The organism is Streptosporangium sp. OZ121, from assembly GCF_051918885.1.
GTDB lineage: Bacteria > Actinomycetota > Actinomycetes > Streptosporangiales > Streptosporangiaceae > Streptosporangium.
In genome coordinates, this window is the sequence record NZ_JBPXMC010000008.1 from 151386 (window position 1) to 163694 (window position 12309).

The 12309-nt window shown below is 72.2% G+C and carries 10 protein-coding genes; 6 read left to right on the plus strand and 4 right to left on the minus strand.

Translation table 11 applies throughout. The features are described from left to right. The first annotated feature begins 9 nt into the window (after nucleotides 1–9). Nucleotides 10–477, plus strand: a complete 468-nt coding sequence (locus ACTOQ1_RS17525) for a GNAT family N-acetyltransferase (RefSeq protein WP_440068351.1) — start codon at nucleotides 10–12, stop codon at nucleotides 475–477. On the opposite strand, the gene xseA is transcribed toward ACTOQ1_RS17525, so the two are convergent. Continuing rightward, nucleotides 455–1663 carry an exodeoxyribonuclease VII large subunit gene (xseA, locus tag ACTOQ1_RS17530; protein ID WP_440068353.1) on the minus strand — a complete coding sequence of 403 codons (1209 nt, stop codon included), beginning with the start codon at nucleotides 1661–1663 and terminating at the stop codon, nucleotides 455–457. The two genes, ACTOQ1_RS17525 and xseA, sit on opposite strands and share 23 nt — an antisense overlap. Nucleotides 1664–1690: 27 nt before the next feature. Beyond that, nucleotides 1691–3187: a hypothetical protein gene (locus ACTOQ1_RS17535; protein ID WP_440068355.1), complete on the minus strand. Its 1497-nt coding sequence runs from the start codon at nucleotides 3185–3187 to the stop codon at nucleotides 1691–1693. A 112-nt stretch (nucleotides 3188–3299) separates the two neighbouring features. On the opposite strand from ACTOQ1_RS17535, the gene ACTOQ1_RS17540 reads away from it, so the two are divergent. Further along, nucleotides 3300–4268: a 4-hydroxy-3-methylbut-2-enyl diphosphate reductase gene (locus ACTOQ1_RS17540; protein ID WP_440068357.1), complete on the plus strand. Its 969-nt coding sequence runs from the start codon at nucleotides 3300–3302 to the stop codon at nucleotides 4266–4268. 120 nt (nucleotides 4269–4388) lie between these two features. Here the strand turns inward: ACTOQ1_RS17540 and ACTOQ1_RS17545 are convergent, their stop codons facing one another. After that, a complete protein-coding gene (locus ACTOQ1_RS17545; protein WP_440068359.1) occupies nucleotides 4389–4922 on the minus strand; it encodes a DUF6542 domain-containing protein in 534 nt (177 codons plus the stop codon). Between the two features lie 142 nt (nucleotides 4923–5064). Beyond that, the gene (gene rmuC / locus ACTOQ1_RS17550; protein ID WP_440068596.1) at nucleotides 5065–6369 is read right to left on the minus strand and encodes a DNA recombination protein RmuC; all 1305 of its coding nucleotides are present in this window, start codon (nucleotides 6367–6369) and stop codon (nucleotides 5065–5067) included. A gap of 202 nt (nucleotides 6370–6571) precedes the next feature. Between rmuC and ychF the strand changes: the two genes are divergently transcribed. The 4 genes from ychF to ACTOQ1_RS17570 all read left to right on the plus strand — a co-directional run bounded on the left by ychF (nucleotide 6572) and on the right by ACTOQ1_RS17570 (nucleotide 12286). Beyond that, entirely contained in the window at nucleotides 6572–7660 is a 1089-nt protein-coding gene (ychF, locus tag ACTOQ1_RS17555) for a redox-regulated ATPase YchF (RefSeq protein WP_440068361.1), read from the plus strand. Between the two features lie 468 nt (nucleotides 7661–8128). Continuing rightward, the gene (locus tag ACTOQ1_RS17560) at nucleotides 8129–9157 is read left to right on the plus strand and encodes a conjugal transfer protein (RefSeq protein WP_440068363.1); all 1029 of its coding nucleotides are present in this window, start codon (nucleotides 8129–8131) and stop codon (nucleotides 9155–9157) included. A gap of 151 nt (nucleotides 9158–9308) precedes the next feature. After that, nucleotides 9309–9584, plus strand: a complete 276-nt coding sequence (locus ACTOQ1_RS17565) for a hypothetical protein (RefSeq protein WP_329093688.1) — start codon at nucleotides 9309–9311, stop codon at nucleotides 9582–9584. Between the two features lie 47 nt (nucleotides 9585–9631). Next, a complete protein-coding gene (locus tag ACTOQ1_RS17570) occupies nucleotides 9632–12286 on the plus strand; it encodes a TcpE family conjugal transfer membrane protein (RefSeq protein WP_440068365.1) in 2655 nt (884 codons plus the stop codon). The last annotated feature ends 23 nt before the right edge of the window (nucleotides 12287–12309 follow it).

Consider the following 12309-nt stretch of genomic DNA (forward strand, 5'->3'; position numbering starts at 1 on the left):
GATGCTCGGATGAACGTTCGCGACGCGACCCCGGAGGACATCCCCGAGCTGGTGCGTCTCCGTGAGGTCCTGGCCGACCGGATGGCCCAGGACGGCACCTACCCGATCGACGAGGAGTGGCAGGGGGCCTACGCGGAGAGCCTCGAGGAGCGGCTGGGCAGTTCCGACACGGCCGTCTACGTGGTGGACGCCCCCCAAGGACTGGCGGCCTGCGGGGTCGGCCTCATCTTCCAGCGCTTTCCCGGCCCCTCCCTCCCCGACGGCCGCTACGGCTACGTCCAGGGCATGGCCACCGACCCCCGGCACCGGCGCCGGGGCCACGGCCGGGCGATCATCGGAGCCCTCCTGGAGTGGTACCGCGACAGCGGGGTCCGCAGGGTCGACCTGCACGCGACCTCCGACGCCGAGCCCCTCTACCGGCAGTTCGGCTTCGTCGACGACGGCTACCCCTCGCTCACGTGGCGGTCTCACTCCTGACCGTCACCCGGTCGTCGGGGAAGCGCACCGTCAGCTCGTCACCGGGGGAGACCTCGCTCGCGAGGCGCACGACGTCGCCCGAGGGGCGCTGCACGATCGCGTAGCCGCGCTCCAGCGTGGCGGCGGGGGACAGCGAGACCAGACGGGCGCGCAGGTGCTCCAGCGAGTCCTGGGCGCGGTCCAGGGAGGCGGTGAGGGAGCGTCTCGCCCGGTCCCTGAGCTGCTCGGCCTGCTCGGCCCTGCGCTCGACCTCGCGCACCGGGTCGGCGAGAGAGGGCCGGGAGCGGGCCGCCGCCAGCCAGGCCGTCTCGCGGTCGAGCCAGCCGCCCGCCACCCTGCGGCCCCGGTCGCGGAGCTGGCGGATCAGCGTCATCTGCTCGCCGACGTCCGGCACGACCTTCTTCGCCGCGTCCGTCGGCGTGGACGCGCGCACGTCGGCGACGAGGTCGAGCAGCGGATTGTCCTGCTCGTGGCCGATCGCGCTGACCACGGGCGTGCGGCACGCCGCGACCGCCCGGACGAGGGCCTCGTCCGAGAAGGGCAGCAGGTCCTCCATCGACCCCCCGCCCCGCGCGACCACGATGACGTCGACCTCGCCGTCCGCGTCGAACTTGCGCAGCGCCTCGGTGACCTCGCCGACCGCGTACGGCCCCTGCACGGCCACCGGCTCGACCTTGAACCGCACGGCGGGCCAGCGGCGCCGCGAGTTCTCCAGCACGTCGCGCTCGGCGGCCGAGTCACGACCGCAGATCAGCCCGACCGTGCCCGGCAGGAACGGCAGCCGCCGCTTCCTGTCGACGCCGAAGAGCCCCTCGGACGCGAGCAGCTGGCGCAGCCGCTCCAGCCGCGCCAGCAGCTCGCCGACCCCGACCGGCCGCAGCTCCAGCGCGGTGAACGCGAAGGAACCCTTGTTGACCCAGAAGTCGGGCTTCAGGTGGGCCACGATCCTCGCGCCGTCCACCGGCCGGGGGAGGGTCGCCTCGTACACGCCACGCGGACAGGTGACCCGGGCCGACACGTTGGCCACCGGGTCGCGCAACGTCAGGAACACCGTGCCGCCGCGGGCGGTCAGCTCGGTGATCTGTCCCTCGACCCAGACGGTGCCGAGCTTGCCGATCCAGCCGCCGACCATCTGCAACACCGTGCGAACCGGGAGGGGCTGCTCAGGGGTGGTCTTCGAGCTCATGGCCGGGAGCCTACGCGCCGGGCGTGACTATTCCGCGGTCTCCAGCTTGGCCAGGCGGTTCTCGTACATCCGCACGACGGCCTCGCGGTTGGTGGTGGCCCGCTCGTAGGTGATCAGTTCCAGGATCTGCCCGGCCGTCCTGCCGCGCATCCGCGCCCGCAGGGACGCGACCGTCAGCTCCGCGTAACCGGGCAGCGGCTCGGCGGGCGTGCCGGTCGTCGCCGTGGAGGAACCGGTCGCCTCGGCCGCCTCGGGAGCCGCGGCCCTGGTCTCCGCCACCTCGACCACCGCGGCGTCCGCGGTCTCGGGCTTCGCGGTCTCGACCCTCGTCACCTCGACCTTCACCGCCGAGGGGGTCTCGAGCACGGCCTCCGCGGGGGCGTTCGACGTGCTGCTCTCCGCGGCGCTCGTCAGGGCGCCGCTCTCCGCGCTCTCGGTGGTGTTCTCGGCCACGGTCTCCGCGGGGGCGGCCTTGGTGGTCTTGCGGGTCCTGGTCGCCCTGGCCTTCGGAGCGGTCTGGGCGGCCTCGGGCGCGGTGGCCTCGGACTGCGCGGCCTTGGACTTCCCGGCCTTCGAACCCGCGGGCTTGGAACTCGCGGCCTTGGAGTCCGCGGTCTCGGGCGCGGCGGCCTCGCCGGCCGGAGCCTTGGCCTTGGCCCGGGTGGCCCTGGGCTTCCTGGCGGGGGTCTCGGCGACCGCGCTCACCTCGGCGGCCTGGGGCTCCGCGGCCTCGGGCTTCGCGACGGGAGCCTTGGCCCGGGTGGCCCTGGGCTTCCTGGCGGGAGCCTCGACCTCGGGGGCGGGTGCCTCGGCGGCGGTGGTCTCCGTGGTCTCCGCGGCCTTCGCGGCCTTCGCGGCGGTGCTCTCGGTGACCTCGAGCTCGGCGGGCTCGGCGGGCTCGGCGGGCTCGGTGGGCTCGGTGGGCTCGGTGGGCTCGGTGGGCTCGGTGGCCGGGGCCTCCGTGGTCTTCGCCTCCGGGGCGGCGGGGGCCTGCACGGGCTTCGGCTCCGCGGCGGCGGGGGCGTCCGCGACGGTCTCGGCGGGCTTCGCCGTGGCGGTCTCGGCCTCCGGAGCGGCGGGTGCCTCGGCGGTTCCGGCGGTGGCCGGGGCGTCGACGGCCTCGGCCCTGGCCTCGGGAGCCTTGACCTCGGGAGCGGAGGGCGTCGCGGTGTCGGGCTTGGTGGGGCTGAAGATGACCGGGTCGGGAGTGGTCCTGGTCCCGTTGCTCTCGGCGGCGGGCCTGCCCGCGGCCTTCTCCGGGCGCGGCGCGAAGATGACGGGCTCGCGGCGGGTGGGCTCCCCCGCCTGGTCCGCGGCCTTCTCGCCGGTCTTCGCGGGACCGTCGCCGGCCGTACCGAAGGGCTCGCCGGTCTCGCCCTGGCCGGAGGTGCCCTTGAACCTGTTCCGGACGCGGTCGCCGAGGAGCAGGGCCTGGCCGACCCCGCTCAGCGCGCTCTGCAACATGTGCAGCGGCAGGTCTTTTGCCTTTTGTGTGACATTGCGGATCATGTCGGGGACTGACATATCGTCTCCCTGGGAGGTCTGTATCGAGAAGGCTAGTGTGGCAAGACTTGTGCCGCATGAACCTGTGGGACGTATGGGCTGTCTCGCGGGCGTGTCCACGTAGCATAAGAGCATGACTTCAGACACCCCCGCGACCCGACGCGTACTAGTGGCGAAGCCCCGTGGTTACTGCGCGGGGGTTGATCGTGCGGTGCAGGCCGTGGAGAAGGCGCTGGAGCAGTACGGCGCCCCGATCTACGTTCGTAAGCAGATCGTCCACAACACCCACGTGGTCAAGACGCTGGAGCAGCGCGGGGCGATCTTCGTCGAGGAGACCGAGGAGGTGCCCGAGGGCGCCATCGTCGTCTTCTCCGCTCACGGGGTCTCCCCGGCCGTCCACCAGGAGGCCGCCCTGCGCAGCCTCAAGACGATCGACGCCACCTGCCCCCTGGTGACCAAGGTGCACAACGAGGCCAAGCGCTTCGCCTCCCAGGACTACGACATCCTCCTCATCGGCCACGAGGGCCACGAGGAGGTCGAGGGCACCGCGGGCGAGGCGCCCGACCACGTCCAGCTCGTCGACGGCCTGCACTCGGTCGACACCGTGCGGGTCAAGGATCCCGAGCGGCTGGTCTGGCTGTCACAGACCACGCTGTCGGTGGACGAGACGACCGAGACGGTCTCCCGGCTCAAGGAGCGCTTCCCCAACCTGATCGACCCCCCGAGCGACGACATCTGCTACGCCACCCAGAACCGCCAGGTCGCGGTCAAGGAGATCGCCGCCCAGGCCCAGCTGGTCATCGTCGTCGGCTCGGAGAACTCCTCCAACTCCAAGCGGCTGGTCGAGGTCGCCCTCGACCACGGGGCCGACGCCTCCTACCTGGTCGACGACGCCTCGCTCATCGACGACGCCTGGCTCGACGGCGTCACCACGGTCGGCGTGACGAGTGGCGCCTCGGTGCCCGAGGAGCTCGTCGCCGAGGTCCTGGCCCGCCTGGCGCGGAACGGTTTCGCGGACGTCGAAGAGGTCGAGTCCGTCCACGAGAGCGTGCGCTTCGCGCTCCCTCACGAACTGCGCAAGGACCTGCGCGCCACGGTCTGATCACGCTGATCACGGGTCCGGATCACACGGCTCCGGATCAGGCGCCCACCTCGGGAGACCCCGTCACCCGAGGGCCCCTCAGGCGAGGCCTCGCTCACGGGCGAGGCCTCCGTCCGGCCGCTACTGACCCTCGCGCGGGGTGCCGTACACCTTGGGCTCGAAGTATCCCTCGGGCTCGGGGGCGAAGGCGGTGCCGCCGCCGTCGCCGCCGCTCCTCGGGCGGGGGACCGAGGCCTTGGTCGCCTTGAGCTCCTCGCGCAGCTCGCGGACGCAGCGGGTCAGGCCGCGGCGCCAGGCGATGACCAGCACCAGGAACGAGCCGCCGAACAGCCAGGGGGCTCCCTGCGACAGCGCCGTGTACATGCCCAGGCCGAAGGCCTGGACGGGGGTGGGCGCGAACAGGGAGCGGACCGCCTCGATGAACGCGGTGGTCACGAAGAAGACCAGGGGCGGGGACACCACCAGCGACAGCAGGTCCCGGCGGTTCACGAGCGACGCGGCGGCCACGCAACCGGCCACGAACGCCGCCCCGGTCAGCGCCGCCACCCCCAGCAGCGCCTGCAGCAGGCTGCCCACCAGCGTGGACGCCAGTACGAAGGCCAGCGCGCCCCGGACGGTCAGCCGGATGCCCGCGGCCCGGTCAAGCTCACTCATGCGATCACCCCGCCGGCCGGCTGCACGCCGCCTCGCTCGTCCACCACTCGCCCCCTTGACCCTGCCCGGCCCTCGCGGACCTCCGCGTCGTCGACCCCGATGTCTCCAGTGTCCGGCCGCCGGAGCCGTCAGGGAACAGTTTCTAGGGCAGGTCGTTGGCCAACCTACCGTTCAGGCGGGATACGAGAGGTGAGCTTGGCTCCTCTTGCGCGAGCAGTTCCGGCGAGGTCAGGGCACGCGGCAGGTCCTCGACCGCCTGCGGCGTGTCCAGGTCGGTCTCGACCAGCCCCAGGTCGTTCAGCTTGCGGGCGCTCACCAGCACCCGGGTCTCCAGCGAGCCGACCGTCCTGTTGTACGACTCCACGGCCCGGCTCAGCGAGCGGCCCAGGGCGTCGACGTTGCGTCCCATGCTGCTCAGCCGCTCGTACAGCTCCTTGCCGACCTCGAAGATCGCCCGCGCGTTCTCGCCGAGCGCGGCCTGTTGCCAGGCGTACTGCGCGGTGCGGAGCATGGTGATCAGCGTGGTGGGCGTGGCGATGTGGACCCGGCGCCGCATGGCGTACTCCAGCAGGGCGGGGTCGCGTTCCAGGGCCGGGGCGAGGAACGCCTCGCCGGGGATGAACAGCACCATGAACTCCGGCGCCGGGCTGAACGCCTGCCAGTAGGGCTTCGAGGCGAGCCGGTCGACGTGGTCGCGCACGTGCCGGGCGTGGGCGTCGAGCCGGGCCGACCGGTGGTCGGGATCGGCCGACTCGGCGGCCTCCAGATAGGCGGACAGCGAGACCTTGGAGTCGACCACGATGTTCTTGCCGCCGGCCAGCCTCACGATCATGTCGGGCCGCAGGACACCGTCCGGCGTGGTGACGCTCACCTGCTCGTCGAAGTCGCAGAACCGCTGCATCCCGGCGATCTCGGCGACCCTGCGGAGCTGGAGCTCCCCCCACCTGCCCCGCGCCTCGGGCCGCTGCAGGGCCCGTACCAGAGAGCTCGTCTGGGCGCGGAGCTGCTCGTTGCTCTCGCGGACGACGTCGATGTGCTTGGCCAGCTCGGCGTGGGCGGCCCGCTGGCCTGTCTGGGTGTCGCGCAGCTGCGTCTCGACGCGGGCCAGAGTGTCCTTCAGCGGCTCGATCAGGTGCTCGACGGCCTGCTTGCGCTGCTCCAGCTCACCGGCCGCCTCGGCCCGGTTGGCGGCCAGCCTCGTCTCCGCCAGTTCCAGGAACCGCAGGTTGTTGACGTCGAGCGCCCGGCTCGACAGGGCCTGGAACCGTTCGGAGAGCTGCCCCTCGATGTAGGCGACCTTCTCTTCGGCGATCTTCGCGCGGGCCTCGGCGTCGGCCAGGCGCGCCGTGACGTCCGCGGCTCCCGAGGAGGCGCGCGCCCGGCCCAGCAGGAACCCGATCGCGAGTCCCGCGGCGAGGCCCACCGCGAGCTGGAAGGAGAGCGCCATGACATCCACCCCGGCATGATTCCAGGCCCGGCCACTCCTGGCGCGCCGACACGCTCCCGAAGCCGGTCCGCTCCCGAAGCCGGTCCGCTCCCGAAGCCGGTCCGCTCCCGGACCGGAACCGGCTCCGTCCGTGCCCGTGACTCTGACCTGTGACCCGTCCGTGGCGGGTAGCAGTGGGTCATTCCGCGTAAACTCGGCTCACGTGAGCCTGAGCATCGGCATCGTCGGATTGCCCAACGTCGGCAAGTCAACGCTTTTCAACGCGCTGACGAAGACCGCCAACGCCCTGGCGGCGAACTATCCGTTCGCCACCATCGAGCCCAACGTGGGCATCGTCGGCGTTCCCGACCCGCGTCTTGAGAAGCTGGCCGAGATCTTCGGATCCGCCAAGATCCTGCCGGCGAAGGTCGAGTTCGTCGACATCGCGGGTCTGGTCCGCGGCGCCTCCGAGGGACAGGGGCGAGGTAACCAGTTCCTCGCCAACATCCGTGACACCGACGCGATCTGCCAGGTCATCCGGGTCTTCAACGACCCCGACGTGACCCACGTGGACGGCGGCGTCGCCCCCGGTCGCGACATCGAGACGATCAACACCGAGCTGATCCTCGCCGACCTGCAGACGCTGGAGAAGGCGATTCCGCGCCTGCAGAAGGAGTCCAGGACCAACAAGGACCGCAAGGCCGCGCTCGACGCGGCTGAGGCGGCGTTCAAGCTCCTCGACGGCGGCACCACCCTGTACGCCGGGGCCAAGGGCGCGGGCATCGACTCGAAGGACCTGCGCGAGCTGCACCTGCTGACGGCCAAGCCGTTCCTGTACGTCTTCAACCTCGACGCCGACGAGCTGGTGGACGAGAAGCTCCGGGCCCAGCTGTCGGCGCTCGTCGCACCGGCCGAGGCCGTCTTCCTCGACGCGAAGATCGAGTCCGAGCTCGTCGAGCTCGACGAGGCCGAGGCTCTGGAACTCCTGCAGTCCGTCGGCCAGGAGGAGTCGGGGCTGACCCAGCTGGCCAGGGTGGGCTTCGAGACCCTGGGGCTGCAGACCTACCTGACCGCCGGCCCCAAGGAGACCAGGGCCTGGACGATCCGCAAGGGCGCCACCGCCCCCGAGGCGGCCGGGGTCATCCACACCGACTTCCAGCGCGGCTTCATCAAGGCCGAGATCGTCTCCTTCGACGAGCTCGTGGAGGCAGGATCCATCGCCTCCGCCCGCCAGGCGGGCAAGGCCCGCATCGAGGGCAAGGACTACGTCATGCGCGACGGCGACGTGGTGGAGTTCCGCTTCAACGTCTGACCGCCCGCGTGTCACGAAGGAGGTCCCGGCCCGCCGGCGGGGCGGCCGGGCGTTCCTTCCCGTGGCGATGACAGATCCGGACGCCTGTCCACCCCATCAGAGGATCCATCCCTGGCCGGGCGTGCTGAGTCACGTTATTTGGGGGTTGTGACCCTGGGTGACGTATTTAGTGTTAAATGCGCAGGTCGCGACAGTCCGGGAACCGTCCAGTTAGCAATGGGTGGCGTTTGAGTAATCAGCCCATGCGCTGGCCAGGGGTAATGCGCTTTTCGCGGGTCATCGGCGACATCGGCGGCCTCGTCGGCGTTCCAGACCCGGTTTGCTCAGTCATCGCGATGCCTGCAGCATAGGCGTGGCTTTCCTGGAAGAATCGGCTGGGCGGCTAGAGTAAGTGCGTCACCATGGCCAAATGGGATCGGCGGCGATACGACCCCGCACCGGCCGAGGATTGACGCGAGCGGAGGCGTGATGGCTCGAAGGTCGACGGTCCAGCGTGATCCTCGGATCGCTGGCGACCCCGAGCTGTCGGCATACCCGGACTTTCCCGACGATTCCGATCTCGATCGCGCTCCGGCGCGCGGGCGGGGCGCGTCGCGCGGACGCTGGTCCGGCGGAGGCGGTCGCTGGCTGGTGTGGACCGGCCGTGCCGTGCTCTGGGCGCTGATCATCGTCATCGTGGTGAACGGGGTCCGCGCGCCCTTCGAGCGCTTCACCCAGCAGAACGCCCCCTCCGGCGCGGTGTCCGTGCCGGACGGCGGATTCCCCACGGCCCAGGCGTCCGCCTTCGCGGCCCAGTTCGCCGAGGTCTACCTGAACTTCGACGGGGCCCGCCTCTCGGAGAGGGAGTCGAGACTCGCCCCCTACCTGCCCGAGGGCGCCGAGGCGCAGTTCGGCTGGGACGGTTTCGGCAGGATGAGCGCTGGAGCGGTGCAACCGTACGGGATCGAGGTCGTCGACGCCGACAACGCCGTCGTGACCGTCGCCTACCAGTCGGATGACCGCCGCCAGCTCCTGTCGGTGCCCGTTTACCACGACCGGGCCGCGAAGAGGTTCGTCGTCGCCGGGCGTCCGGGCATCCTGCCCGCGCCGAGGGTGGCCGACCTGCCGCCCAAGGCCGCGCCCGAGCGCGACCGGGCCGCGGAGCAGGAACTGCGCACCACGCTGGAGGACTTCTTCAGGGCGTACGCGGGTGACACCACCGCGCTGCAGCAGTACGCCGACGCCGGGGTCACCCTGCAGGGGTTCGGCGGCGCGTTCACCTTCCAGCAGCTCAAGGACTTCATGGTGCCCCTCGCGGGGGGAACCACCCGCAAGGTGACCGCGACGGTCCTGTGGGGTGTCCCGTCGAAGGCGGAGCCGTCCGCCGAGCCGGAACCCGCCGACCCCGGCCAAACAGGAGGCAAGCTGGAACAGTCCTACTTGCTCACCATGGTCAAGCAAGGCGACAAATGGTTCGTCAAGGACATCCGCGGCGCATACCGATCCGTGGCGGGGTAACGCATGATCGAATGGTGCCGGTCCACGGTGAGCAGACCCCCCCTGATCGATGAGCCGCCGGTCCGGGTCCCCGCGCTTACGCGCCGCGGGCCCGTCGCCGCCCGGCGGGCACGATCGTGAGTACGGAGGACAAGAAGTGATTCTCAAGACCATGCTGCTGAGCGCGATAGAGCTCGCTCAGCCCACAGCTCCTCCGGCGGGCGTCAACACCGAGGGCCTCGCTGACTTCCTCCGCAGCTTCTTCGCCCCGCTCTTCCTGGTCATCGTCTCGGTGGTGGCCCTCTTCTTCCTCTTCACCCGTGAGATCACCAGGTTCGTCCAGTTCATCATCCTGGCGATCGCCATCGGAGTGATCTTCTACGTGCCGAACATCATCGAGGTGACTGCCAAGGCGATCGCGGGCGCACTGGGCATCTCGGGGGGTTGAGACCGGGTTCGAACGGTCAAACAAGGAGAGGCGGAGAGGAGGATCACGTGGATCTGCCCACGTACACCAATATCTGGAGGATCGAGAAGCGGCTCTACAAGCTGTACGACCTACGGCTGCCGATGCCGCTCCCGATCGTCTGGATCGGTGGGTTCGTGGGAGTGCTGGCCCCGTGGTCGCTGCTTCTCTACCTGCTCGGCCTGCCCTTCGCCGCCCCCTGGCACGTGCTCTACCTGGTGCCGCCCGGTGTCGTCACCTGGCTCTCCACCCGGCCGGTGATCGAGAGCAAGAGACTCACCGAGCTGCTCCAGTCGCAGGCCCGCTACGTGGGGGAGCCGCGCACCTGGTGCCGGATGGCCCCTCTCTCCGAGCCCGCCGAGGTCACGCTGACCGGCCGGATCTGGCGGGCCGCGCCGCAGCACGCGGCCGTACGGGTGAAGGCGTCGCGCAAGGCCAGGCACGCCCACTCCAAGCGCGCCGCCGCCCGCTCGCGCGAGGTGCGTCCCGCCGTGGCCGCCGCCGCGGCGGCCGCCGCCACCGCTCCGGTGGCCCGCGAGCGCGTCGCCTGGGCCGAGGTCCACGCCCCCCGCCAGGGCACCGCCCCGGCTCTCGGCCGGCCCTCGGCCGTCGAGGCGCCTCGGGCCGTCGAGACTCCCTGGGCCGTTGAGACGCCCCCGGTCGCCGTCCCCGCCGTTCTCCCGACGCCTTCCGCGCCTTCCGCGCCGCGCGCGCCCCTGCCCGTCGTGTCGTCCCTCTCGGTGCCGGTCGCGACCCCGACCTCCGATCCCGCCGAGCCGGGGACCGCCTCCGAGGTTCCCGCCTCCGAAGCCTTCAAGGACTCCGGGGCCTCCGAGACCGCCGCGTCCGGCTCCGGGGCCGCCGCGTCCACCGAGGACGCCGGGTCCGTGTCCGGTACGCCGGTCGCGGGCTCGGTCTCGCGGCCGTCCGCCGACCGCTTCACCGGACGGTCCGGGGGGCGGGCGGACCGTGTTCCGGCGGCCGGATCCGCCGAGGGGCAGGTGAGCGATTCGAGGGCCGAGGCCGCGGCGGCGTCCGGCGCGACCGCGGCTCCGGCCGCTCCCATCGGCACCGAGGCGCTGCGGCGCCTGCGCAAGCTCGCGGCCTCCGCCGAGGCCCAGCGCGCCGCCACCGCCCCGATCGCGCCTCCCGCGTCGACCCCGCCGGTCGCGCCTCCCGCCGTGTCCGCAGCGTCCGCAGCGTCCGCAGCGTCCGCAGCGTCCTCCGAGACCGTCGCCCCCACCCCGAAGCCCTCGGCCCGGCAGCGGCCGGAGGCCCCGGCCGTGCCGCCGCCCTCGGTTCCCGAGCCGCCTCGGGTGCAGGCGCCCGCCCCGGCCCGTGCGGTGCCCGCCGAGCGGCCGGCCGTCGTGCCCGACCCCGCCCAGAAGCCCTCCGCCCCGGCCGTTCCGTCCTTCGTGCCGAGGTTCGTCGGACCGGCGCCGATCGGGCACCGCGCCGCGGAGGCGGCCGGGCTCCCGCAGGACAGGCAGGACAGGCAGGACGAGGAGAGCGCGCGGCGCCAGCACCGCAAGGGGCAGCCCGCGCCGATCGGGCGGCCGGCCGGCACGTCGCAGGCGTGGCCGCCGGAGAGGAACGCGGGCGCGCAGGGAGGGCCCGGTGCCCCCGCGGGTACCGGCGTCCAGGGAAGCGGCATGTCGATCCGCGCGGTCCCGTCGGGATCGGCCACGGCGGATCCGGTCACCCCCGCGGTGCCGGTGACCGGTTCCCCGCGCGGCGAGGCCGAGACCAGGGTCCGCCGGGTGGAGTCGGTGGTCGGCCGGGACTCCTCGGGCGGCTGGCGGCGGCTCGCCCAGGTGGTGATCGGACCCGGCGGCGGTGGCCGTACGGACGGCTCGGAGATCGACGAGGCGCGGGCCAGGGCGGTGTTCAGCGGCAGCCGCCGGGTGGTGGTCCTGGGATGCACCGGCGGTGCCGGGCAGACCACGACCGCGCTCATGCTCGGCCACACCCTCGCCCGTTACCGGGAGGACCGGATCCTCGCGGTCGACGCCAGCACCGGCTCCCACGCCCTGTCCGGCAGGATCCAGGGAGAGTCGCCCGAGACCCTGAGCTCCCTGCTCTCCGGGCTCGACAACGTCCAGGGATACCTCGGCATGCGCGCCTACACCAGCCGCTGCGCCTCGGGGCTGGAGGTCCTCGCCGGAGACAGCGACGCCGGCGCCGAGCAGCGCCTGTCGGACCGAACGCTCTTCTCCGACCGGCGGCTCGGCCAGGCGATGGACATGCTCGACCGGCACTACAAGACGATCGTCGTGGACCCGGCGGCGGCCCTGGCCGCGCGGGTCCTCCCCTACGCCGATCAGCTCGTCCTCGTCGTCCCGGCCAGCGAGGACGGGCCGGACGCGGTGGCCATGACCTACGAGTGGCTCGACGGGCACGGCTGCGCCGACCTGCGCCACCGGGCGGTCATGGTCGTCAACGGGGTGAGCCGCCGCAGCATGGCCGACGTGGAGCAGGCGGAGGCGGTCGCGCGGGGCAGGTGCCGGGCGATCGTCCGGGTTCCCTGGGAGGACGCGCTGGCCCCCGGCAGGGCCGATCGGGTGGAACCGTCCCACCTGAGGGCACCGGGCCGCCGGGCGTACCTCGCCCTGGCCGGTGTCGTCGTGGCGGGCTTCGGAACGGTTCAGGCGGGTCGACCCAGCGAGGAGGAACTAGCCCAGTGATCCCCCGGGCGCGAGGAGATGTG